Genomic DNA, 23,301 nt, shown 5'->3' on the forward strand with positions numbered 1-23,301 from the left:
TTATGGAGGAATTTATAAAACAATGGAGAAATCTCTATATGTAGACGCTTACATTTCTTATATGAAAGGGGAAAAAACGTCATGGCAAGTCAAGAAAGTGTATTAGTTAGACAATTTTTAATCTCATCAAAAGCAAGCCAAACAGCAGGAGCTGACATCGAAACAGCAAGAAAGGGTCTAGAGGCATTATCCACCTTAACCCCTGTGGCACCGGATATCATCGTCGAAAAAACAAACATTGAGGGAATTCCAGCCGAATGGGTAATGGCACCCAATGCCGTGGAAGACCGGGTTTTCCTTTATCTTCATGGTGGAGCATACATAATGGGAAGCTGTAATACTCATCGATTCCTTGCATCGAAGCTATCACGGTCAACATCGGCACGTGTTTTAGTCCCTGAATATCGACTTGCACCGGAAAACCCATTTCCAGCTGCGATTGAAGACGCCCTCAAAGTCTATCGCTGGTTGATTTCCTCTGGTATATCTCCGGATAAAATTATTATCGGTGGTGACTCTGCTGGTGGCGGTCTAACTCTTGCTACACTTCTTTCATTAAAGGACGAGGATGAAGCCTTACCGGCTTTGGCGGTACTCTTATCTCCGTGGACAGATATGGAAGGTACGGGTGAATCAATGGAAACTAGGGCTGACTTAGATCCATGGCTCTCCCCGGATGCATCGCGTGCCACACCAGCATTATATATTAGGAATTTGGATCTCAGGCATCCTCTTGTATCACCAATTTATGCGGATTTGTCTGGGCTCCCTTCACTGTTGGTTCATGTTGGGAACGATGAAATCCTCTTAAGTGATTCGGCCCGTCTAGTTGATCGTGCTCGTGCAGCGGGTGTCGAAGTAACCTTTAAAGTATGTGACGAAATGTGGCATGTGTTTCAAACGTTTGCGATTCCAGAAGCTCAACAGTCAATTGACGAAATTGGAGAATTTGTTCAGAAGAAGTTGTATTATTAATAGTTTGTTACGACGATGTCCTTCCACAAAAAGGGCAAATTTTGATAATTTGTGACTAAATGGTATAATCGATCAATAATTACAATTATTTACAAAGGGGCTAATGCACATGTCTGTTGATATTTATCTTAACTTTAATGGGAACTGTCGTGAGGCAGCAGAGTTTTACGCGGAGGTTTTTGGAACAGAAAAGCCGCAAATTATGACCTTTGGGGATGCTCCGCCGAACCCAGAATATTCACTTCCTGTGGAAGCAAAAAACTTAGTCATGCATACAAGGCTTAACATTGATGGAAGTAACGTTATGTTTTCTGATGTTTTTCCTGGTTCCCCGTTTGTTGCAGGTAACAACATAAGTCTGGCAATCGTAAATAAGGACTTAGATAAGATTAATTCCTATTTTAACAAACTGAAAGAAGGTGGCACTGTAGTCATGGAGCTACAAGAAACATTCTGGAGCAAGTGCTACGGTTCCCTAAAAGATAAGTTTGGAATTGAATGGCAATTTAATTATGATAATGGTGAAAGCGTTATGTAATTGGTTTATTTATTAAGAAAGACCGGGCAAATTGCCAGGTCTTTTTTTGTGTCCGTTGAATTTTTCTTCTTTAAAGACATTCTGCACTTCAGTAAGTTACCGTTGAGGAAATTTTATTCGCATAACGGGCATCATAGGCCCTCTATAGTTACCGCTGAATCGAATTTTCTCATTCAACGGGCATCATAGGCCCTCTATGGTTACCGCTGTGCCGATTTTTCAGACTCTATGGTAATCAGACTACTTTGCTCTTCTTCCCATCCTTTGCAAACGTCGATCCATTTCTTGGCAAAGGAATACTTAAATAACTCTTCTTTCGTTAACTCAATTGCTGAGTTTGTGCTTCCACAAGCTGGATAGAGCATATCGAAGCGCTGCATGGAGACATCTAAGTACACATCTAGCTCATTATTCAGCCCGAACGGACAAACACCGCCAATGGCATGTCCAGTTTGTTCAAGTACTTCATCCGGAGTGAGCATTCGAGCTTTGAAACTGAATTGCTGACGGAACTTCTTATTATCAATTTTTGCGTCCCCAGCAGCAACGATCAAGATAGCCTTATCCTCGCTCCCTCGAAAAGATAAGGTTTTGGCAATCCGAGCTGGAGCTACACCAATTGTTGCAGCAGCTTGTTCTACCGTTGCACTAGAGGTTTCAAATTCCATTACATCTTTATCACGGTCCCACTGTTTAAAATGGGCTTTTACACTTTCCAATGACATCTAATTCATCCTTTCTAAATTGTTATAATTATGAATAATAACATAATTTATAAGGATAAAGCGAACAGACGACTTAATCGTTACCGTCCACACGTTTTTTGGGGGGCCACGGGCACGATTAGCCTCTATTCGTTACCAACGACCCCTTTTTTATTTATTAATGGGCACAATTAATCTCTATTTCTTCGGCCGTTTACTTTTTGAGATTGCCATAAGCCATCTTTTTCTAAGAAGTGCTATAATCATTGTTAATAGATTAGATTATTAGTATGGTTTCATAATGGAGGGATAGAATGAATTCGCAAGTAGCAACAGTTTCCTCCCCAAGGCCAAGGGCAAAAGGCATCATTTTAGTGCTGATTGCAGCAACCTTTTGGGGTGTTTCAGGAACGGTGGCTCAATACTTATTTCATCAACAAGGCTTTAGTACGAACTGGCTGGTTGTTAACCGGCTGCTTTTTTCAGGGATTGGTTTATTATTTTTTTCACACACAGTGGGCAAACAAAATATCTGGAGCATTTGGAAAAATAAACAGGATATTTTCCGGTTAGTCATCTTTGGTGTGATCGGCATGTTTGGTGTTCAATATACATATTTCGCAGCCATCGAATATGGAAATGCAGCAACGGCAACCGTCTTGCAATACCTCGCACCTGTGATTATCGTTTGTTACTTAAGTTTTCGGACAAAGAAATTACCTGCGAAAAATGAAATAATGGCGATAGGAATAGCCCTGTTCGGAACATTTCTACTTGTTACAAAAGGAACTATTCATTCACTTTCCATATCAGGCTCTGCTTTTACTTGGGGAATACTTTCCGCTTTTGCTCTTGCATTTTATACCCTCTATCCTGGAAGTTTGTTAAAAAAATGGGGTTCTCTCCTTACAGTTGGCTGGGGAATGTTGATAGGCGGGATTGGCTTTAGCTTGATTCATCCTCCCTGGAATTTTCAAGGTCATTGGAGTTTATCATCCTTTGTTGCTGTGGTTTTTGTCATTATTTTCGGTACTTTAATTGCCTTTTTTTGTTTTATGGAAAGTCTAAAATACATTCAGGCCTCTGAAGCAAGTCTTCTCGCCTGTGTCGAGCCACTTTCAGCTGCCTTTTTAGCTGTTGTCTGGCTCCAAGTATCATTTGGTCCGGCCGAATGGATTGGTTCTTTTTGTATTATTGCAACCATTTTTATATTATCGGCGGTTAAACGGTGACGCCTGACATCACCAAAAAAGTGCTAGGTAAAGCAGCAATGTGATTTAGGTAAAAAAGTGTGAACCATGCCCACTCGGGGTGAGATACCGAGTGGGTTTTGTTGTTTTTTAAACTTAGGAAAACATGGATTTATTTTCCGCTAATTGCCTGAGTTTTTATCACACACCTGCATTAGGGGACACGTCATATGATACATTAGCTGTGAAATAAAAGGGATTCAATCACTACTACCATATAGAACAGCATTATTGGGAGAAATGCCCATTTTCAAAAAAGGAACTTCAGGAGGGACATTTTGAAGACATTATTATTGGAGAACATTTTAACTGCAATGATCATTCAGCCAAATGAAAAACAAAAAGGTATACGGATCAAAAAAGTCACTTATGACAGATTTGAAATTAGGAGTCATACGTTATATTTTCGTTGGAACAATAGAGAGGTTCCTGTTGAAAGGATAATGAATTACAAGAATGTATTCATCGTTACAGATACACCATTTTCGCATATGGAAAGATTAAATCCTGAGCAAATCATTATGGTAAAGGATCTCAAAGACAGTTTCTTTAAATTCACTTCGTATTACAGGCATCTGTTTAACATTCCTGTCGTCGCCATTACTGGTACATGTGGAAAGTCTACTACGAAAGAAATGTTAAAACACATTTTGAAAGAAACACACAATGTGCAGGCAACCATATCCAGCAAAAATGCCGATTATTACAACCTTCCTTATTTAATGGGAATTGATGAAGATACGGATGTAGCAGTGTTTGAAACAGCCGTATCTAAAAAAAGGGATATGACGGAGTCCTGTAAGTATTTTTACCCGACGATTGGAATTATGACAATGATTGATGTGGATCATACGGATAAAATTCGATCATTTGATGATTATCTAGCAGAAAAGGCAAAAATAATGGAAGGTATGAACAATGAGGGAATTCTCATCCTAAATTCGGACGACCCCTATCTCTCCTCCATCGATACTTCTAAATTTAAGGGAGAGATTATAACCTTCGGAAAAAACAAGAATGCTATTTTTAGGATTAAGGAGTATCAAAATAATTCATCCGGCATGACTTTTTGGATTAAATATAAGCGAAGTGAATTTAAAGGATATATACCGGGTCTTGGTGTGCATAATGTATATAATGCAGCCGCTTCATTAGCAGCCGCTGCAATCTTAGGAGTGGATATTCACTATGCTTTAAAGAGACTATCTTCTTATCATCACATGAGATCCCATTTTCAAATCATTGAAGGACGAAATCAAATTACGTTGGTGGATGATACTTGGAAGTCAAATCCTGCTTCCTTAAGAAAAGGCTTAGAAACATTAAGCAGTATTTCATTGCCATCCCAAAGAAAAATTGCTGTTCTGGGAAGAATGGCAGCACTGGGAAAATATGCAGATGAAGAATACGAAAAGGCAGGACATCTACTCGGTGATTCGGGGGTCGATATTCTCATCACCAAAGGGTTTATTGCAAGAGATTTTGAAAAGCCAGCTATAGAGGCAGGAGTAAATCCGAATAATGTTTATCATTTTTCAGATGCAGATGAAATAAAGAGGTTTTTTGATTCATTTTTAATCCCAAATGACATTGTTTATTTCAAAACGGGCGGGGATGACTCAGACTTCGATGATGTCATCGAATATTTAAGAAGTTAAAATAGTAGAAACTTTGCTCATAAAAAGGCAGCTTTCCTTTCATGAACTGCGTCCCAATTCTTCAAAATTGGTGGTTCAGTTCATGAGCGGCAAGCTGCCTTTTTTAGAGATGTGGAAATTAAATTTTGAAGGTATTTAGTGTTTTATTTTATTTCCCGTTTAATGTTTATTTGTATCAGCTAAATATTTAGCATACAAAATCGTATTTATGGCTACATCTAATTCAAGACTATATATATTAGGTGGACCTGGTCTCCAATTCACTTCAAAAAGCCATAGTTTTTGGTTTGCATCAATTCCGACGTCAATTCCTAATTCATCCAATTCATTGTCATATAAAGAATCAAAATGATTTGAAAAACTGATCGCAAACTGTTCAAGGTACTTTTTAATATCATACCAGGAGTCACCAAACTCTGTTTTTAAAAAAATATCCAGGTAAGTACTATAACCACCACTCCCCATATTAGATGTTATGGTCCCTAAACGCCCGATCCTTGGATATATAGAAGTAATCACCCATTTTCCTTCTCCATTTTTTTGTACATGCAACCGGAAATCAAAAACATGACCAGATTTTGTTTGACTTGTAATAAACTGTTGAACTACGTAATCTTGTTCGTGTATTTTATGGGATAACATGTCTAACATTTGTTTTTCATTAATTGATGATTCTAATCCTGCATCATTCATTTTGTAATGATTTGATCCATATTTTTCAATAAAAACAACGCCCCCACCTTGATGCCCAGATAACGGCTTGATAATCACTTTTTGATAACGTTGGATCATGTCAAAAAAAATCTGAACGTCCGTTAATTCATAAAAAGGAATAAGGTACTGTTTAAATTTATTTGCCTTTTTAATTCTGTTATATACCGACAATTTGTCCCCTATTGAATGACTAGTAAACGGAATCCTATCAAACAAATAATCAAAGATTGGTTTAGTTTTCTCACTTGCAAGGTAACTCGCATTATAAATGACATCAGGGAAAGGAAATTCCTTTTCAATCCATTTTCCATTTTCATAGGCTTTTCCTAAAATTTTTTGCTGTTTTATATTCACCTTCCCTAGGGTAAAGTAAAAAAAGGTTACGCCTTCTGCTTTTGCTACTGCGGCATAAGCATATGCTTTCTTTACATTACTTGGATCTCTACGATAATGAAGCATGCCAATTAGCGTCATTTTACTTTTTTTCCACCTCTCCAAATTCTTTTCCTCATAAAAAGACTAGAATTTTTGTTCAATCATTAAAAGCTCATGGTGAACTAACAAATTTTTTGGCTGAACTCTTTTTTTTCAGCACGATCTTGTGACTCGGAATTTTTAAATTGGGTCAAGGTAGAAATGTATATTGCTGGCTGCACGCATGGCAATTCTTTTAGCTTCCATTTTAAAATATGAGGACGCCAAAATGTATCCATAACGATCTCCCATTGATAATGGCGGACGTAATATCTGTCCTTGTCGGGGTTTTATATACACCTCTTCTACACCGGGATATTGAGAGCTGAGCTCTTTCCCTGTTACCCTAATTAATTTTCCTCTAGAATCAACTGTTAAATAATGAGCGTATACATACTTCCTATGTTTTTTAGTAAGATGTGGCTTATTTCCTAACATTAATTGAATCGTTTCCTCTACTAAATTAATTCCAAATCCCACTTCAATGATTCGATTCATCGCTCCACCTGAGATTCTTGGGTTAATTTCAATTAATTTCCATACCCCATTTACTAAGCGCATTTCAAGGTGACAGGCACCATTTTTCATTTCGAAAGCCTTTAAAATAGAACTTACTGTTTCAAGAATACTATCGTACATTCTTTGATTGATATCTGGTAGTAAACAATATCCGGTTACGATAAATCGATGTAAAAAAGTAATCTGTTGTTCGATGATCGCGACAATATGAACTTTTCCATTGTGTACCAAAACTTCAATTAAGTATTGGGGTCCTTTTAGATACTCCTCCAGTAAAATCTGTTCATTTTTTTTTCGTAATTCTTGTATGGCCACCTTCAACTGGTTCTCGTTATTTGCCAGGAGAACATCTTTTGAGCCGGCAGATGCGGGAGACTTTAAAATAAGAGGTAAATAGTCCTTGGCTTGATTTATAAAATACTCTAAGGGGTAATCTGGTGTATAAAGGGCATAATAGGGAGAATTTGGGTGTCCTTTGAGAAGCTCACGAGTTAAAACTTTATTTTCCATTTTTAAAATGGAATCTGTAGAGACAACACTTGTACAAAATTCTTCTGATAATACTGCTGCTAAATGAACGTAAGAATGTACAAAACTAAAAATGCCTTTTATTTGTTTACCTTGTTTTTGAAGTTTGCTGACGTTTTTTTTTAATTCATCATAATTGGATGTTTCTACTAAAATCATTTGATGGACTTCGGGAAATTCTGTTCTTTGTTGAATGAATTTTTGTCTATTGGTGAATAACACCGTAAAATAGCCGAGTCTTTCTGCAGCTTTTATTGCTTCTCTACTGGAGCCGGATTTGTTCGTTTCAATAAATACAATGGTTCGCATAAGCCATGTCATCCTATCTTTGAAAGTTTTTTAATGAAGGATGTAGCTTTACCAGTTTTATATGTTATTATCTGATAAGTACAATTTATTATATTGTCATAGGACAACAGTGGTATGGACAATCGTCATAATTCTTAAGACAATTAAATGAAAGAATTTCTAAAAATGAAAAGAGTGACTGCAATTTAGCAGTTTTTTTATTTGATCTAAATATCAACAATGAAATTTAATAGATCCTAAGTAAAAAAGCAAAAAAAGATGCCACATATTTTATTTGACTAATATGTGGCATCCTTTTATTTTATTAGATTTTTTCAATTAGTGTCTTGATCAATTTTACAGGTCTGCTTTGACGTTTATTCACCTAAATCAACATTGTGGTACACTTGTTGAACGTCTTCTAACTCTTCTAATACATCAATCAATTTCTCGAATTTAGCTTGTGCGTCTTCTGGAAGTTCGACTTCATTTTGCGGAAGCATGGTTAATTCAGCCACAGTAAAGTCCGTAACTCCAGCATTTTTGAATGCTTCTTGCACAGCATGGAACTGTTCTGGCTCAGCATAGACAATGACTGATTCCTCTTCTTCAATGATGTCACGAACGTCCACATCGGCTTCCATTAATAGTTCAAGAACATCTTCCTCGGTTTTTCCTTCCACACCGATTACAGCCGTTGCATCGAACATATAGGCCACAGAGCCACTTACACCCATGTTCCCGCCGTTTTTACCAAATGCAGCACGTACATCTGATGCGGTACGGTTTACGTTATTTGTTAAGGCATCAACGATAACCATGGAACCATTTGGTCCGAACCCTTCATAGCGAAGTTCGGAATAGCTTTCCTCGGAACCGCCTTTTGCTTTTTCAATTGCACGGTCAATAATGTGTTTCGGTACATTATATGTTTTTGCACGCTCGAGCACGAACTTTAAAGCCTGATTGGATTCAGGATTAGGTTCACCTCGTCTTGCAGCTACATAAATTTCAACTCCAAATTTAGCGTAAATACGGCTTGTATTTGCATCTTTTGAAGCTTTCTTTTCTTTAATATTGTTCCATTTACGTCCCATTCTGAACACTCTCTTTCTGCTTCCTGAATCTACACAAAATTATTATCATGAATTAGGCTGCATCATCAACAAAGTTCAAAATAATAATTAGGAGTTCATTACTTATTTGATGTATATATCATTGACAAATAATATTATACCTTAATTGCAACATTTGTTAAGTGTCTATTAAGCAAAATTGTCCAAGAAGTTGATTTTCATCCCTTTTATACGACAAAAAGAGGTCGAAACCTCTTCGTTCGACCTCTGTCTATTAATATGGAACTATACCAACATTTGAAACAGGGTACTATCCTTATTTACTTCACGATATAAAAATCCCTTCGCTTTGATTCGTTCAATCAACGGCGAGTAATCTTCCTTATCCTTCAACTCAATTCCTACCAACGCAGGACCTGTTTCGCGATTATTTTTTTTCGTATATTCAAAATGGCTAATATCGTCGTTTGGTCCGAGGACATCTAGTAAAAACTCACGTAAGGCACCTGGACGCTGCGGGAAATTGACAATAAAATAATGCTGCAGTCCTTCATAGATTTTTGAACGCTCTTTAATTTCCTGCATCCGGCCAATATCATTGTTGCCACCACTGACGATGCAGACAACCGTTTTTCCTTTAATTTCTTCTGCGTACATATCCAAGGCTGCCACTGATAGTGCACCTGTCGGCTCAACTACGATAGCATTTTCATTGTATAAAGATAAAAGTGTAGTGCATACCTTGCCTTCTGGAACGACAAGAATATCGTCAACGAGCTCCTTACAAATGGCAAAAGTCAACGAACCCACCGTCTTGACCGCTGCCCCGTCCACGAAGGGATCAATTTCTTTTAAGGAAGTTACTTCCCCTTTTAAAAAGGATTCCTTCATACCAGGAGCACCCTGGGGTTCCACACCAATTAATTGTGTTTGAGGAGAATAGTGTCTTAAGTATGTACCAACTCCAGACAATAGTCCTCCCCCGCCAATTGCGGCAAATAGATAATCAATTTTTTCAGGGCAATCATTGAGTAGCTCTACCGCTACCGTTCCTTGTCCAGCAATAACATCGGGATCATCAAACGGATGGATAAAGGTCCGATTTTCTTCTTGACTGCATTCCATTGCTTTTTCATAAGCATCGTCAAAAGTATCTCCTACTAAAACAATTTCTACATCCTCTTTGCCCCAAAATTTTACCTGATTGACTTTCTGCTTCGGTGTCGTACTCGGCATAAAGATTTTTCCATGAATATTTAGGAGATGACAAGAATATGCTACGCCCTGTGCATGATTTCCTGCACTTGCACAGATAATTCCATTCTTTAACTCGTCCTCATTCAGTTTTTTAATCCGATTGTATGCTCCGCGGATTTTAAAAGACCGAACGCTTTGTAAATCTTCGCGTTTCAAGTAGACATGGCAGCCATATCGTTCTGACAACAAGTGATTATATTGCAGCGGAGTTGGTGAAATTTCATCCTTTATGTTATGGCTAGCAATAATAATATCCTCCACATTAAACACTTTCTTATCAACTTGTTGATTCATCTTTTTTCCCTCCTAAATTTTTGCATCCATTCATAAGTTCAAATACTATTTATTAAACACAAAAAACTCGTCCCCATAGTATAGGGACGAGTGAACTCGCGATACCACCCTACTTCCACAGCAAACAAACACTGCGGCTCTCGATCAACGTACCATTCCAGTACGTGTTCCATTGTAACGGCGGACATTCCGGTCTAGCTTACTTCACTTTTTTCAGCTACACATCTCCGAGATGATCTTCGCATACGTCCTGACATCGACTTTCAGCAACTGTCGACTCTCTGTAGAACAAGGGCATATCCTACTCTTCTCTTCATTGATTCTTCTTCAATTTTTTATAAGGTTACCACTGAAAAAAATGCCTGTCAATATTTTTTGACTATTTTAATTATTTTGTTAATTATAAAGCGCTTACATCGAATAAGCCTTCTTTTTACCCAGTTTATTGGTTATTTTTTAAATTTTATTTCTCCATCAATAATCGTCATTTCAATTTCTGTATGAAGTAGTTCGTCAGGATTCTCCATTTTAAATAGATCGTTAGAATAAACCGTGAAATCAGCCAACTTCCCTCTTGAAATGGATCCCTTATGATTTTCTTCATTGGTGGCATAAGCGCCTCCGACTGTAAATAGTTTAACAGCCTCAAGCATCGAGAGGTTCTCTTTTGCATTCCATCCCTGATGAGAATCCCCAGGAGATCTACGGGTTACTGCAGCATGAATACCAAGTAAAGGATCGACAGGTTCGACTGGTGCATCAGACCCACCGGCACACAAAACGCCAGAACCGAGTAACGTTTTCCACGCATATAGATAGTTCTCCCGCCTATCTCCCACTCTTTCTATCACCCATGGATAGTCCCCAACTACAAATCTTGGTTGTATATCAGCAATCCGGCTCGGGTCTGCTAATCGATGAACTAAATCCTCCCGTACCAGTGACGTATGAATGATCCGGTCACGGTATTCGACTTTTGGGAATTGATCAAGGATATCTAGAACATTTTCTAAAGCCTTGTCGCCAATCGTATGGACTGCTAGTGGCATGGAATGTTCTCTTATGTCTCTAACTACCTGATAAAGGGTCTCTTGATCATACATGGCATCACCAAACTGGTTTGGTTGATCATGATACGGCTCCGACAGAAGAGCGGTTCTTCTTCCAAAAGCACCATCAGCAAAAATCTTAATCGCCCCGATTTGTAATTTCTCATTTCCGAATCCTGCATACATCCCTCTTTCTTTCAATTGATGAAGATAGGGATAATCGATAAGTAAATTACAGCGTAATCCTTGTCCCTCTTGGTTAATTAATTCATTAAAAAGCCGATATGTTTGATCTAAACCTCCTAAATACGCAGGATCATTGGTATGTACACTTGTTAAACCCTTTTTCATCGCAAATTGCATCGCTTGCTGCAAACCATCCTTCAACTCTTGGCAGGTGCGCTCCGGTATATATTTTGTAATCAGTTGTGATGCCGATTCGAGCAGTAGTCCTGTCGGTTTATTCGTTCTCGGATCAAATACGACCGTGCCGCCAGTTGGTACTTCATTTGTGGGATGATACTGACTCATTTCAAGAGCCTTGCTATTCACCAAAAAGGCATGGTGACATATCCGTTTTAGATAAATTGGACAGTGGGGTGCCACATGATCTAATTCCTCTAATGTTGGAATGCCTCCTTCCGTAAAGAGATTTTCATCCCATCCCATTCCAATGAGCCACATACCAGGCGCAACTGTATTGGCCTTCTGTCTAATTTTCTCAAGCATTTCGTCCTTTGATTTAACGCCTGTTAAATTAAGGTCTAAAAAGTTGAACGCCACACCAGACAGATGCAGGTGGCTATCAATGAGGCCTGGAGTGACCATTTTCCCTTGTAAATCAATGACCTTGGCCCCATCTCTTCCCCATTGTAAAAGCATATCCGCGTGCGACCCTAAATCTACAATTCTCCCCTTTTCAACAACGACCGATTCCACTATTGACTGACTGGCGTCTAATGTATAGATGGCTCCGTTCGTAAAAATTTTCTTGGTCATCCTATCTCTCCTTACAAAAATGAACTTTTCTTCTATTATAATTAGTAAATCGACAGCAAGATAGACGTATTAATGTCGTTTTCACTAATGGCTCTAAGAAAATTTGATCTTTACCATGGAAAAAAACTCTTTCCGACTGAACGAAAAGAGTTTTATAAAAGTATATTTGAGTGCTTTAATCGGATCCAGTAATTAACAAATCATCTTGGATGGTTGCTAGGACTGTTTGAGAATTAACTTCTTGCCCCTTCTTAATAGGTAATGATTTTATATACCCACTGATCCCGACAGAAATCTCTTCAATTCTACCGTTCTGGGTTTTAATTAAAAACAGTTTCTCCCATTCATATACATGATTATTTTCCTCTGTTAAAACAGATTCCACGGTACCAGAACATGGACTGAAAATGGCTTCTTCCGTTACAGACAAATTTCTCCACTCCTTTTTTTATTTTATACAGTCATAGATCAGATAGAGGTTTTTTCCGTCCTATCCGTATATGGGAGATTACTATCTTATGAAGCTTGCTCTAATCCTTTTACACCCATCCTCTAAAACGAGAGGCTTCAGCTACTTTCTTTATTCCAATCATATAGGCTGCTAAACGCATGTCAACTTGATGGGTTTTAGATGTTTGATAAATATTATCAAAAGAACTAACCATTACTCGTTTAAGCTTTTCATCAACTTCTTCTTCGGTCCAATAATAACCTTGATTATTTTGCACCCATTCAAAATAAGATACAGTTACACCGCCGGCACTTGCAAGGATGTCTGGAACAAGGATCACACCGCGATCGGTAAGGATCTTAGTTGCCTCAAGTGTGGTTGGTCCATTCGCCGCTTCCACGACAATCGCTGCTTTAATATTGGCTGCATTTTTAGCAGTGATTTGGTTTGAAATGGCTGCCGGAACAAGAATATCACATTCTAATTCTAGTAGTTCTTGGTTTGTGATCGTAGTTTTAAATAGTTGCGAGAAAGTACCGAAACTATCCCTACGATCAAGCAAGTAATTTATATCCAGACCGTTTGGATCATAAACTCCGCCATACACATCAGATACAGCGACAACCTTCGCACCTGCATCATGCATAAATTTTGCTAAGTAACTTCCAGCATTTCCGAAGCCTTGAATAACAACGCGGGCACCTTGAAGCGGTTTATTGATTTTCTTCACCGCTTCTTCAATGCAGATGGTAACACCACGGGCAGTCGCTGTTTCACGACCTTGTGAACCGCCGAGCACGATCGGTTTCCCTGTAATAAAACCAGGTGAATCGAATTCACGTAAACGGCTGTATTCATCCATCATCCATGCCATAATCTGTGAATTAGTATAAACATCTGGTGCTGGAATGTCTTTAGATGGTCCAACAATTTGACTAATGGCACGAACATAGCCGCGGCTTAAGCCTTCAAGCTCTCTAAAAGACATGTTCCGCGGATCACAAATGATGCCGCCTTTACCGCCGCCATATGGAAGGTTTGTGATACCACATTTTAAACTCATCCAAATAGACAATGCTTTTACTTCTTCTTCATCCACCTCAGGATGGAAACGGACGCCGCCTTTCGTTGGGCCGACCGCATCATTATGCTGGGAGCGATAACCAGTAAATATTTTGACAGTACCATCATCCATTCTTACGGGAATACGGACTGTTAACATTCTGATTGGTTCTTTTAATAATTCATACATTTCGTTGTTATAGCCTAATTTTGTTAATGCTTGTTGAATAATCGTTTGGGTCGAATTGAATAAATTTAACGATTCTTGTTCCTCTTGTTGTTGGTTTCCCATTTCAGTTAGCATTGTCTCTATAGACATGTAAGCACCCCGTCGCATAATAGATTACTAGCCTTTTTTTATTAAAAAATTAACTTAATACCGTTTTAATTTTCTCAAAAGCCCAATCGATTTCTTCTTTGGTAATGGTAAGCGGTGGTGCAAAACGAATGACTGTGTCATGGGTTTCTTTACATAATAAACCTTCGTCTTTTAAGCGCTCACAATATGGTCTTGCCTCTTCTGTTAGTTCAACGCCGATGAACAAACCTCTGCCTCTGACCGTTTTAATTTTTGGATTGTCGATGGACATTAATTTTTCAAAGAAGTATTTCCCTAATTCAAGCGAACGTTCCGCTAGTTTTTCTTCCTCAATTACATCCAATGCCGCAAGTGACACTGCGCAAGCTAATGGATTCCCACCGAAAGTTGAACCATGTGAACCTGGATTAAATACGCCTAATACATCAGAATTTGCTACGACACAGGAAATTGGGAATACACCGCCGCCTAATGCTTTACCTAAGATCAACATGTCCGGGTTTACTTCTTCCCAATCACAGGCAAACATTTTACCTGTACGTGCTAAGCCCACTTGAATTTCATCAGCAATGAACAATACATTGTTTTCTTTACATAAATCAGCAGCTGCTTTTAAGAATCCTTCTGGTGGTAAGATAATCCCAGCTTCACCTTGAATTGGTTCGATTAAAAATGCGGCTGTGTTCGGTGTAAACGCCGCTTTTAGTGCTTCAAGATCACCATAAGGGATTAAATTGATTCCAGGAAGCATCGGTCCGAAGCCGCGCTTATATTCTGGGTCAGATGATAAGGAAACAGCCCCCATTGTCCTGCCATGGAAATTCCCTATACAAGCGATAATTTCTGCTTGATTTTCAGCAATCCCTTTTACATCATATCCCCAGCGACGAGCAGTCTTAAGTGCCGTTTCAACCGCTTCCGCTCCAGTATTCATAGGGAGTGCCATATCTTTATTAGTTAATTGACATATTTTTTCGTACCAAGGGCCAAGTTGATCATTATGGAAGGCACGAGAAGTTAGTGTTACCTTATCAGCCTGGTCTTTCAATGCTTGGATAATTTTAGGATGACGATGTCCTTGGTTAACAGCTGAATAAGCACTTAGCATATCCATGTAACGGTTTCCTTCTGGACTTTCGACCCAAACTCCTTCTGCCTTCGCAATGACGATTGGCAGTGGATGATAGTTATTGGCACCAAATTTATGTGTTTGTTCAATAATTTGATTGGTTATGTTTGTTTCTGTAACTGTCATGATATTTCCTCCTTTTAATTTCCTAAGATAGGTGGTCTAAAACCATCTACCCGAGGCATCTAAGTTGTAGTATTTTATAATGTTTCAGATGTTGTTTTTGCTTGCATGTGGAGCAGTAAATATTCAGGACCGCCGGCTTTGGAATCCGTTCCAGACATATTGAAACCGCCAAACGGTTGGTATCCAACAATGGCACCAGTACAAGTCCGGTTAAAATATAGGTTCCCCACGTGGAATTCTTCGCGTGCACGTTCGATATGCTCACGATTATTGGTAATCAGAGCACCTGTTAAACCGTAGTCGGTATTATTAGCAATGGTCATCATATGGTCAAAATTACGTGCTTTACTAATACCAAGAACAGGTCCAAAAATTTCTTCCTGCATTAGGCGGGCTTTTTCGTCTAAATCAGCGAAAATCGTTGGTTGAATGAAGTACCCTTTTGTATCATCTCCTTCTCCACCAGTCATAAGTCTGCCTTCTTGTTTGCCAATTTCAATATAATTCATGATTTTATTAAAGGACTTTTCATCAATAACTGGACCCATATAAGTATTTGCATCTTCAGGATTGCCAAGAGTGAGCGTTCTTGTTAAGGCTACAACCTTCTCAAGGACCTCATCATAGACCTCTTGATGAATGACGGCACGGGAACCTGCAGAACATTTTTGACCTGAAAAACCGAAAGCGGAGTAGACAATGCTAGCTGCAGCTAAATCTAAGTCTGCGTCATTATCGACAACCACTGTGTCCTTACCACCCATTTCAGCAATGACACGTTTGATCCAGATTTGTCCTGGATGAACCTTAGCTGCTCGTTCATTAATGCGGCAGCCTACTTCGCGTGAACCGGTGAAGGACACGAAGCGAGTTTTTGGATGATCAACGAGGTAATCACCAATTTGCGCGCCGCTTCCTGGTACAAAGTTTAACACTCCTTTTGGAAGTCCTGCTTCCTCCATTAACTCTACGAATTTTGCCGCAACCACTGGTGTAGAGTTAGCTGGCTTGAGAAGAACTGTATTCCCCGAAACAATCGCAGCAATCGTGGTACCTGCCATAATCGCTAATGGGAAGTTAAAAGGTGAAATAATAATTCCGACCCCAAGTGGGATATAGTGATATTGATTAAATTCTCCGCCACGGCTTTGTACTGGTGAGCCTTCTTTAAGTCTCAGCATTTGGCGAGCGTAATACTCGATAAAGTCGATTGCTTCAGCTGTATCAGCATCTGCCTCTTTCCATGGTTTTCCGGCTTCTTTTACTAGATAAGCAGAGAACTCGTGTTTCCGGCGGCGCATAATTGCAGCTGCCTTGAATAAGATGTTTGCACGATGTTCCGGCTTCCACTTTTTCCACGTTTCAAATGTTGTTAATGCGGCATGCATAGCTTGTTCTGCTAATTCTTGGTCGGCCATTGAGACTCTACCAATGACTTCTTCTTTATTTGCTGGATTAATAGAGATAATTTTTTCTTCCGTTGTAATTGATTCGCCGCCAATCACGACTGGATAATCTTTTCCTAATTGCGATTGAACGTACGCTAGAGCTTCTTGGAAAGACTGTTTATTTTTTTCATCTTCAAAGTTTGTAAATGGTTCATGAGTATACGATTTCAATTGGTTAATCCCCCTTGTCGTTTGCTACATAAAATTAATATGCAAGTTCTGTGCCAAGTTGATTTTTGCGTAAATAAAGGGTTTTCAATTCCATTGACGCCAAAATATTTTGCGCAAAATATATAATTTATAGAATATAGCAAAAATATTTTGCGTTTTGACGATTCAAATCAATAATTAGACGCAAACATTTCATATTTAAGAAAATTAGAACCTACTCCAAAATAAAAATACCATTAAGCCGTGTTTTTCATGGTATATTGAGTTTAATAGAAAGAAAATTCCGATATTTAAAAGGAGAGATTCATATGATTATCCCTTACAAAGGTATTTCCCCTGCTGTCCATGACTCTGTATTTATAGCACCAGGTGCCTATTTAATCGGTGATGTAAGGATTGGCAAGGATTCATCCGTTTGGTTTAATGCGGTACTACGTGGAGATGACGGACCAATTATCATTGGTGAACGCTGCAGCATTCAGGATAATTCAACGATTCATTTATTCGAAGGATTCCCCGTCGAAATTGCTGATGATGTTACCATTGGCCATAATGTTATTTTGCATGGCTGTAAGGTTGGCAATCGCTGTATTATTGGAATGGGTTCAACACTTTTAGACAATGTAGAGGTTGGCGAGGATTGTATTATTGGGGCCAATACACTTTTAGCTGGAGGTATTAAAATCCCACCCCGTTCGCTTGTGTTGGGGTCTCCAGGAAAGGTGATCCGTGAAATCACCCAAAAGGACCTCGAACTGCTGCAGATGTCAAGCGAGCACTATGTTCAAAGGGGAAAAGAGTTTAAGGAGATACTTAAATAAACGGAACGTTTAAGTAAATTGGTATTCATGAGGACAGAACTCAGGCGTATAAACCAATAACTGTCCTCATGAGGCGGTCATGAGGACAAAACTCAGGCACGTAAACCAATAACTGTCCTCATGAAACATTCACGAGGACAGTTTATTAAACATCAAGACTATTCACTCTCACTAAAGGCGGTTGTTTTTGCTGGAATGAGGAAACTTAGGACAATGGTGATCAGGCTCAAGCAAAGGGCATATAAGAACACGTATTTCATTCCAATCACGATGTTTGCCGCTTGATTGATAATTAGACCCATGACTGTAACCCCGATGGATGTTCCAATGTTTTTTAGAAACATTTGCAGCGAAGTAGACATTCCTTTGATCTGGGGTTCTGCAAATTCTTGAGATGCGATAGTTCCAACCGCAAATAATAAACCAAAGGAAACACCCTGGATCGTTAAGATGATAAACAGTCCGAAATAGGATATATCCGATATGAATAAATATAAGGCTAATCCAGAAAGCGTCGTTATCAAGCTTCCGATTATAAATAAGAGTTTGTAGCCAAAGCGAAGAATCCACTTTCCTGCCGGGGTACTACCGAAGGTCCAGCCAACGGCAATACTTAACAAGATTAATCCACTTTTATAAATACTCATCTGATTGCCCTCTTGGAGGAACAAAGGAATAAAGTTGGAAGTTCCAAAAAAGGACAAACAATAAACTAACATGAATAAATTTGTCATGAGGATTCCCTTGTTCTTAAACAACGAAACAGGCAGAAACGGATGTGTTTCCTTCCTCTCTACTAACACAAAGACAATTATTCCGATGATTCCTAAGATAATGTACCAAATTGAATTTTGGATATTAGTAGATAACAATAATAGCGTGATCGAAACCCCAAATAAGAAGAAACCTTTGTAGTCAATATGGGTCTTCTTAAATTCCATTTGTTCTTTATAAGGAAGCAAACAAAGCACGCTGGCAATGCCAATGGGAATATTGATAAAGAAAATCCATCTCCATGAAAGGGCTTCAACAAAGAAAGAACCCAATATAGGTCCAACAATGGAAGAAATGGCCCAGATACTGCTAAAAACCGCTTGAATTTTCCCCCGTCTTTCAATCGTAAATAAATCTCCTACGATCACCATAGAAAGTGGAATCATCCCGCCTGCTCCTAAACCTTGAATACCTCTAAATATAATGAGAGTGACCATGGAATTCGCCATCCCGCAGAGGATCGATCCTAGTGTAAATAATCCCACAGCAAACATTAACAGCTTTTTCCGACCATACATATCCGATAATTTACCGTAAAGCGGAACGGTAACTGTACTCGCTAACATATACACTACAAATATCCAAGCAAATAACTCCATCCCGCCAAGTTGTTTAACAATTGTCGGGCTTGCCGTTTGCATAATATTTGCATCAAGTGCTGAAATCAAGGTTGTGATCACAAGCCCCCAAAATACATACTTATTCTTTTTCATATCTTCCTCCAACACCGTTTATAGACATTAATTAAAATCCCGGATCCCTTTATGAAACATTACTAATACGGAAATAAGAACGATGACTGTACTAAAGGTAACGAAAGTGAAGATTTCACCGATTCCTTCTGCTACCCATCCAGTTAGCAGATAACCAACCGGTAGTAAAGCAAAGGAACCAAGCATATCCAAACTCACGACCCGTCCGAACTTTTCTTCGGGGACCAGTTCTTGAAGACTAATTTCCCAAATCAAGCCAAACAACATCATCCCTGCCCCTTCTAGGAACATAAAGACCATTAATAAGGGAATCGACGAAACGAATGGCATTAACAGTAAGGCAAGACCACTTACAGCCACACCAATATAAGCGAGCAGGCCTCGCTTCTTCCATTCTTTTCTTAACCCAAATACAAGACCGCAGACGATTGCTCCTGCTCCTGATGCCGACAGGACGAGACCAAAGACAACAGGTTCAAAGTCATAATAGATATTAATGAGCCAAGGAAGTAAGATTCGAATAATCCCGCCTGAAAATATATTAATTAACGAGAATGTTAGAATGGTAATCCAAAGCCACGACTCCTGCTTCAGCACTTCAATGCCTTCGAAAAAATCTTGTTTGATTGAGTTTTTTTGTCCTAAGGGAACGATTGACTTTTGAAAAGTTAACGATCGAAGGCTAAATAAAAAGAACAACGAAATTATGTATGTGATCGCATCGATCCCAAACCCCCAAGCCGCTGAAAACGAGCCGACAATTATTCCTCCGATAATGGGTCCAAAGATTCTTAAGGCCTGCACGCTTACTTGGGTAATCGAATTGGCCGCATTACGAATATCCTTAGTAAATACTTTCGCTCTTACGGCCGAATAGGCCGGCTGAAAGAAACTATCCATTGTTCCCATAATAAACATAATGATGAACAGAAAAACCATGTTCAGTTGACCCATAAAAGCAAAAACAGCTAATAGCAGCATCAGAAAAAACCGAACAAGATCAACCACAAACATAATTTTCACCTTGTTCATTTTATCAACCAGGATACCTGAAACAGGGAGAAGAATGACAAACGGCAGCATATAAACAGCCATAACAGTCCCCATCATAGCCGTTGACTTTGATACTTGAAGGACAACAATCGGAAGAATCACATTCGTTATCGAACTTCCTAATAAAGAAAAGATTTGGCCAAAAAGCAAAGCCGTGAAATGTTTAGATTTCATAAATAGGTGAAAAAAAGGAACTTCTTGATGCACCTGTTTAGTTTGTAACGAACTCACAATCCCCCTCCTAATCTCTTGAATCTATCTCCATAGTGATATTTTATCATTTTTTCAAATAAATAGAAGAAGCCATCACTAAGAATGGCTTGTTTCCATCTTTAATAATGGCTGGGTAATCGTGGGTAAAATGATTTCAATCGTAGTTCCTTCATTAATTTTACTATAAATGTTTAGTTCCCCATTATGGCCTTCAATAATTTTGTAGCAGGTCATTAACCCGAGACCGGTTCCCTTTTCCTTAGTTGTATAAAATGGCTCACCGAGCGTGGAAATCCGTTCTTGCGGAATACCAACACCTTGATCGATAATCTGAATCGAAATTTTTCCTGCTTCTTTTTCCTTTACGGCCACATGAATATTTCCGCCCTTAGGCATGGCTTCCATCGCATTCTTAAGTAAATTTAGAAAAACTTGCTTTAACTGATTTTCCTCACAGCTGATCAACGGCAAATCATTGTCAAATTCCACCATGATTTGAATATTATTTAGAAGTGATTGGTTGTTAATTAAGGTGATAACATCCTTTAATAGAATCTTAATGTCCTGTGTCCTATATACGGCTGCTGACGGTTTGGCAAGGACTAGGAATTCTCCGACGATTTCATTAATCCGGTCGAGCTCCGATAACACAATCTCATAATAGTCCTCTTTCATGGTACCCGTCTTTAAGAGTTGAATAAATCCTTTAATGGAAGTGAGGGGATTTCGGATTTCATGGGCGATCCCTGCTGCCATTTGACCTAATAAGGCTAATTTTTCGGACTTTTGAAGGAGACGTTCGGTTTCTTCCATTTTTTCCGTAATATCCTTCCCAATCGACAGGATTGCCTCTTTTTCTCCAAAAACGATAAACAAGGAAGATGCCTCAAATAAAAAGGTTGATCCATCCAATCGCTTTGCTTTGTATTCAATCGTGTTTACGGGCTGTTTTTCTTTCTTTATTTGTTTATATCGTTCCAGCAAACGACTCTTATATTCGGGAACAATAAAATCCAAAATGGACTTCCCAATTAAATCTTCTAGTTTCGTAGCACCACTCATGGTCATCGCAGCCTGATTTACATATAATAATTTATGATTCCGCGTAATATAGACGGGTGCAGGCAATGAATCTATCAACTTCTTATAGCTTTCTTCACTCTCACGTGCTTTTTTTTCATAGTAGCGCGCTTTATCATATTGCCAGCCCACTACCCAGGCAATCAGGGTAAAAAGAAAAAAATCGATCGTAAAAAAAGGTTGATGATCGTAGATCTTTTGAAAGCTGGTAAATAATATTGAAATCAGCACCAGGATAATTTGACCAGATTTATTCATAATTCCGCCCTCTTAAATAGGTATATTCACTTACTCCAATTCGACATATTTTTATTAAATCCTCTATTGAAAACGATAAATTTAATTATGGAGAGAAACAGGAAAAAAAATTACCTAAATTCAATGGCAAATCATTCATTACATTTACGGAGTATGATTTATAAAGAATGGCAGAAAAAAGAGCCTATAATATTCATTATAAACTCTTACAAACTAAATAATTTTTATATAAACATTTCTTCTTTAATGCTTTCAGGAAACCACGATAGTTTTTCTGATAATTTCACCACTTCTCCGATAACAATCATCGCTGGATTTGCGATTCGATTTTCATTTACAATATCCACAATCGTCTCGAGGGTTCCGACTACTGTACGTTGATTTCCGGTTGTCCCTTGTTCAATGACAGCAATTGGTGTGGAAGAATCTTTACCAGAGGTTTGCAGTTGGTGACATATAAATGGAAGGTGTTTGACCCCCATATAAATGGCAAGCGTATCGACCCCATGGGCGAGATGGTCCCAACGAATGTTATTTGGTTTACCGCTCAAACAATGGCCTGTAACCACGGCGAAGGAACGGCTCAAATCTCGATGAGTGACCGGTATTCCCGCATAGGCTGGGGCGGCAATTCCCGAAGTAATCCCTGGAACCACTTCAAAATCAATACTATTTCGAATCAATACCTCGGCCTCTTCCCCTCCTCGGCCAAAAATAAACGGGTCGCCTCCTTTTAAACGAACAACCCATTTACCTGCCAAGGCTTTTTCGACCAATAATTGATGGATGGAATCTTGGGAAACACAATGGTTCCCCGGCTCTTTTCCACAATAAATGATTTCGGTAACAGCATTGGCATAATTTAATAACACCGGATTCACGAGTCGATCATATAGAATGACTTCTGCCTGCTCAAGGCATTTCATTGCTTTCACCGTAATTAAATCAGGATCGCCAGGCCCGGCTCCAACAATATAGACTTTTCCCTTTTTATCGGTCATATGAACCTGACCTCCTTTTTAGTAGACTAATCAATGAGAAGAAACACTTCATCTCCGTCTATTCTAGTTTGATAGGTTTTTACACAGCCAGTATCTGGCTCCTGTACCTTTCCGTTATCCAAACATATTTTCCAATCATGCATGGGACAAAAAACAAATTCTCCGCTGACCAATCCTTCGCTCAATACCCCGCCTTTATGCGGACAGCGATTTTCAATCGCACGAATGGTCCCGTTTAATAATTTGAATACTGCCACTTCTTTATCACCGACACATACGGTCTTTCCTAATCGTTCTGGAAGATCCCGTACAGAACCGATTGACACCATTTCTACGCTTTTTTTTGTCATTGGATGATT

At 38.9% G+C, this 23,301-nt stretch carries 20 protein-coding genes and 1 other annotated feature; of the genes, 5 read left to right on the forward strand and 15 right to left on the reverse strand.

Going from position 1 to position 23,301, the window contains the following annotated elements; all coding sequences use genetic code 11:
- Positions 1 to 81 precede the first annotated feature (81 nt).
- Both ACJ004_RS06015 and ACJ004_RS06020 read left to right on the forward strand, forming a co-directional pair.
- Complete coding sequence (locus ACJ004_RS06015; RefSeq protein ID WP_410891792.1) at positions 82 to 975, forward strand: alpha/beta hydrolase; 894 nt, start codon at positions 82 to 84, stop codon at positions 973 to 975.
- Between the two features lie 109 nt (positions 976 to 1,084).
- A complete protein-coding gene (locus ACJ004_RS06020; RefSeq protein ID WP_410891794.1) occupies positions 1,085 to 1,513 on the forward strand; it encodes a VOC family protein in 429 nt (142 codons plus the stop codon).
- A gap of 200 nt (positions 1,514 to 1,713) precedes the next feature.
- Here ACJ004_RS06020 and ACJ004_RS06025 read toward each other — a convergent pair whose 3' ends face one another.
- Positions 1,714 to 2,238: a YbaK/EbsC family protein gene (locus ACJ004_RS06025; RefSeq protein ID WP_410891795.1), complete on the reverse strand. Its 525-nt coding sequence runs from the start codon at positions 2,236 to 2,238 to the stop codon at positions 1,714 to 1,716.
- A 293-nt stretch (positions 2,239 to 2,531) separates the two neighbouring features.
- Here ACJ004_RS06025 and ACJ004_RS06030 point away from each other — a divergent pair, with 293 nt between their 5' ends.
- Both ACJ004_RS06030 and ACJ004_RS06035 read left to right on the forward strand, forming a co-directional pair.
- On the forward strand, positions 2,532 to 3,449 hold the full coding sequence (locus ACJ004_RS06030) for a DMT family transporter (RefSeq protein WP_410891796.1): 918 nt from the start codon (positions 2,532 to 2,534) through the stop codon (positions 3,447 to 3,449).
- Between the two features lie 296 nt (positions 3,450 to 3,745).
- On the forward strand, positions 3,746 to 5,125 hold the full coding sequence (locus tag ACJ004_RS06035) for a Mur ligase family protein (protein WP_410891797.1): 1,380 nt from the start codon (positions 3,746 to 3,748) through the stop codon (positions 5,123 to 5,125).
- 159 nt (positions 5,126 to 5,284) lie between these two features.
- Here ACJ004_RS06035 and ACJ004_RS06040 read toward each other — a convergent pair whose 3' ends face one another.
- The 9 genes from ACJ004_RS06040 to pruA form a co-directional block, all read right to left on the reverse strand.
- On the reverse strand, positions 5,285 to 6,313 hold the full coding sequence (locus tag ACJ004_RS06040; protein ID WP_410892131.1) for a YheC/YheD family endospore coat-associated protein: 1,029 nt from the start codon (positions 6,311 to 6,313) through the stop codon (positions 5,285 to 5,287).
- A gap of 141 nt (positions 6,314 to 6,454) precedes the next feature.
- Entirely contained in the window at positions 6,455 to 7,669 is a 1,215-nt protein-coding gene (locus ACJ004_RS06045; RefSeq protein ID WP_410891799.1) for an ATP-grasp domain-containing protein, read from the reverse strand.
- A 356-nt stretch (positions 7,670 to 8,025) separates the two neighbouring features.
- Entirely contained in the window at positions 8,026 to 8,745 is a 720-nt protein-coding gene (locus ACJ004_RS06050) for a YebC/PmpR family DNA-binding transcriptional regulator (protein WP_410891801.1), read from the reverse strand.
- Positions 8,746 to 9,009: 264 nt separating this feature from the next.
- Positions 9,010 to 10,275, reverse strand: a complete 1,266-nt coding sequence (gene ilvA, locus ACJ004_RS06055) for a threonine ammonia-lyase IlvA (RefSeq protein WP_410891803.1) — start codon at positions 10,273 to 10,275, stop codon at positions 9,010 to 9,012.
- 79 nt (positions 10,276 to 10,354) lie between these two features.
- Positions 10,355 to 10,601: a binding site (T-box leader), on the reverse strand.
- Positions 10,602 to 10,724: 123 nt separating this feature from the next.
- Complete coding sequence (locus ACJ004_RS06060; protein ID WP_410891804.1) at positions 10,725 to 12,323, reverse strand: amidohydrolase; 1,599 nt, start codon at positions 12,321 to 12,323, stop codon at positions 10,725 to 10,727.
- Between the two features lie 175 nt (positions 12,324 to 12,498).
- Entirely contained in the window at positions 12,499 to 12,753 is a 255-nt protein-coding gene (locus ACJ004_RS06065) for a biotin/lipoyl attachment domain-containing protein (protein ID WP_410891805.1), read from the reverse strand.
- Between the two features lie 109 nt (positions 12,754 to 12,862).
- Complete coding sequence (locus ACJ004_RS06070) at positions 12,863 to 14,128, reverse strand: Glu/Leu/Phe/Val family dehydrogenase (protein ID WP_410892132.1); 1,266 nt, start codon at positions 14,126 to 14,128, stop codon at positions 12,863 to 12,865.
- Between the two features lie 76 nt (positions 14,129 to 14,204).
- On the reverse strand, positions 14,205 to 15,410 hold the full coding sequence (locus ACJ004_RS06075; protein ID WP_410891806.1) for an ornithine--oxo-acid transaminase: 1,206 nt from the start codon (positions 15,408 to 15,410) through the stop codon (positions 14,205 to 14,207).
- A 74-nt stretch (positions 15,411 to 15,484) separates the two neighbouring features.
- The gene (pruA, locus tag ACJ004_RS06080) at positions 15,485 to 17,029 is read right to left on the reverse strand and encodes an L-glutamate gamma-semialdehyde dehydrogenase (protein ID WP_410891808.1); all 1,545 of its coding nucleotides are present in this window, start codon (positions 17,027 to 17,029) and stop codon (positions 15,485 to 15,487) included.
- Positions 17,030 to 17,337: 308 nt separating this feature from the next.
- Between pruA and ACJ004_RS06085 the strand changes: the two genes are divergently transcribed.
- Complete coding sequence (locus ACJ004_RS06085) at positions 17,338 to 17,850, forward strand: gamma carbonic anhydrase family protein (RefSeq protein ID WP_410891809.1); 513 nt, start codon at positions 17,338 to 17,340, stop codon at positions 17,848 to 17,850.
- Positions 17,851 to 18,008: 158 nt separating this feature from the next.
- Here ACJ004_RS06085 and ACJ004_RS06090 read toward each other — a convergent pair whose 3' ends face one another.
- The 5 genes from ACJ004_RS06090 to nirD all read right to left on the reverse strand — a co-directional run bounded on the left by ACJ004_RS06090 (position 18,009) and on the right by nirD (position 23,292).
- Positions 18,009 to 19,337, reverse strand: a complete 1,329-nt coding sequence (locus ACJ004_RS06090) for an MDR family MFS transporter (protein ID WP_410891811.1) — start codon at positions 19,335 to 19,337, stop codon at positions 18,009 to 18,011.
- A gap of 27 nt (positions 19,338 to 19,364) precedes the next feature.
- Positions 19,365 to 20,621 (reverse strand): MFS transporter, encoded by a 1,257-nt coding sequence (locus ACJ004_RS06095; RefSeq protein WP_410891813.1) that lies wholly within the window; start codon positions 20,619 to 20,621, stop codon positions 19,365 to 19,367.
- A 78-nt stretch (positions 20,622 to 20,699) separates the two neighbouring features.
- A complete protein-coding gene (locus tag ACJ004_RS06100) occupies positions 20,700 to 21,941 on the reverse strand; it encodes an ATP-binding protein (protein WP_410891814.1) in 1,242 nt (413 codons plus the stop codon).
- Positions 21,942 to 22,165: 224 nt separating this feature from the next.
- Complete coding sequence (gene cobA, locus ACJ004_RS06105; RefSeq protein ID WP_410891816.1) at positions 22,166 to 22,942, reverse strand: uroporphyrinogen-III C-methyltransferase; 777 nt, start codon at positions 22,940 to 22,942, stop codon at positions 22,166 to 22,168.
- A gap of 26 nt (positions 22,943 to 22,968) precedes the next feature.
- The gene (gene nirD, locus ACJ004_RS06110; protein ID WP_410891817.1) at positions 22,969 to 23,292 is read right to left on the reverse strand and encodes a nitrite reductase small subunit NirD; all 324 of its coding nucleotides are present in this window, start codon (positions 23,290 to 23,292) and stop codon (positions 22,969 to 22,971) included.
- Positions 23,293 to 23,301: the final 9 nt, after the last annotated feature.

Source organism: Neobacillus sp. 204 (assembly GCF_046562815.1).
Taxonomy (GTDB): Bacteria; Bacillota; Bacilli; order Bacillales; family Cytobacillaceae; genus Neobacillus.

Excerpts from the sequence above, each read along its gene's own strand:
- ACJ004_RS06040 (WP_410892131.1), bottom strand. The coding sequence starts at position 6,313 with ATGACGCTAATTGGCATGCTTCATTATCGTAGAGATCCAAGTAATGTA.
- ACJ004_RS06045 (WP_410891799.1), bottom strand. The coding sequence starts at position 7,669 with ATGCGAACCATTGTATTTATTGAAACGAACAAATCCGGCTCCAGTAGA.
- ACJ004_RS06020 (WP_410891794.1), top strand. The coding sequence starts at position 1,085 with ATGTCTGTTGATATTTATCTTAACTTTAATGGGAACTGTCGTGAGGCA.
- nirD (WP_410891817.1), bottom strand. The coding sequence starts at position 23,292 with ATGACAAAAAAAAGCGTAGAAATGGTGTCAATCGGTTCTGTACGGGAT.
- ACJ004_RS06075 (WP_410891806.1), bottom strand. The coding sequence starts at position 15,410 with ATGACAGTTACAGAAACAAACATAACCAATCAAATTATTGAACAAACA.
- ACJ004_RS06090 (WP_410891811.1), bottom strand. The coding sequence starts at position 19,337 with ATGAAAAAGAATAAGTATGTATTTTGGGGGCTTGTGATCACAACCTTG.
- ACJ004_RS06085 (WP_410891809.1), top strand. The coding sequence starts at position 17,338 with ATGATTATCCCTTACAAAGGTATTTCCCCTGCTGTCCATGACTCTGTA.
- ACJ004_RS06100 (WP_410891814.1), bottom strand. The coding sequence starts at position 21,941 with ATGAATAAATCTGGTCAAATTATCCTGGTGCTGATTTCAATATTATTT.
- ACJ004_RS06070 (WP_410892132.1), bottom strand. The coding sequence starts at position 14,128 with ATGGGAAACCAACAACAAGAGGAACAAGAATCGTTAAATTTATTCAAT.
- ilvA (WP_410891803.1), bottom strand. The coding sequence starts at position 10,275 with ATGAATCAACAAGTTGATAAGAAAGTGTTTAATGTGGAGGATATTATT.
- ACJ004_RS06030 (WP_410891796.1), top strand. The coding sequence starts at position 2,532 with ATGAATTCGCAAGTAGCAACAGTTTCCTCCCCAAGGCCAAGGGCAAAA.
- cobA (WP_410891816.1), bottom strand. The coding sequence starts at position 22,942 with ATGACCGATAAAAAGGGAAAAGTCTATATTGTTGGAGCCGGGCCTGGC.
- ACJ004_RS06025 (WP_410891795.1), bottom strand. The coding sequence starts at position 2,238 with ATGTCATTGGAAAGTGTAAAAGCCCATTTTAAACAGTGGGACCGTGAT.
- ACJ004_RS06060 (WP_410891804.1), bottom strand. The coding sequence starts at position 12,323 with ATGACCAAGAAAATTTTTACGAACGGAGCCATCTATACATTAGACGCC.
- ACJ004_RS06050 (WP_410891801.1), bottom strand. The coding sequence starts at position 8,745 with ATGGGACGTAAATGGAACAATATTAAAGAAAAGAAAGCTTCAAAAGAT.
- ACJ004_RS06015 (WP_410891792.1), top strand. The coding sequence starts at position 82 with ATGGCAAGTCAAGAAAGTGTATTAGTTAGACAATTTTTAATCTCATCA.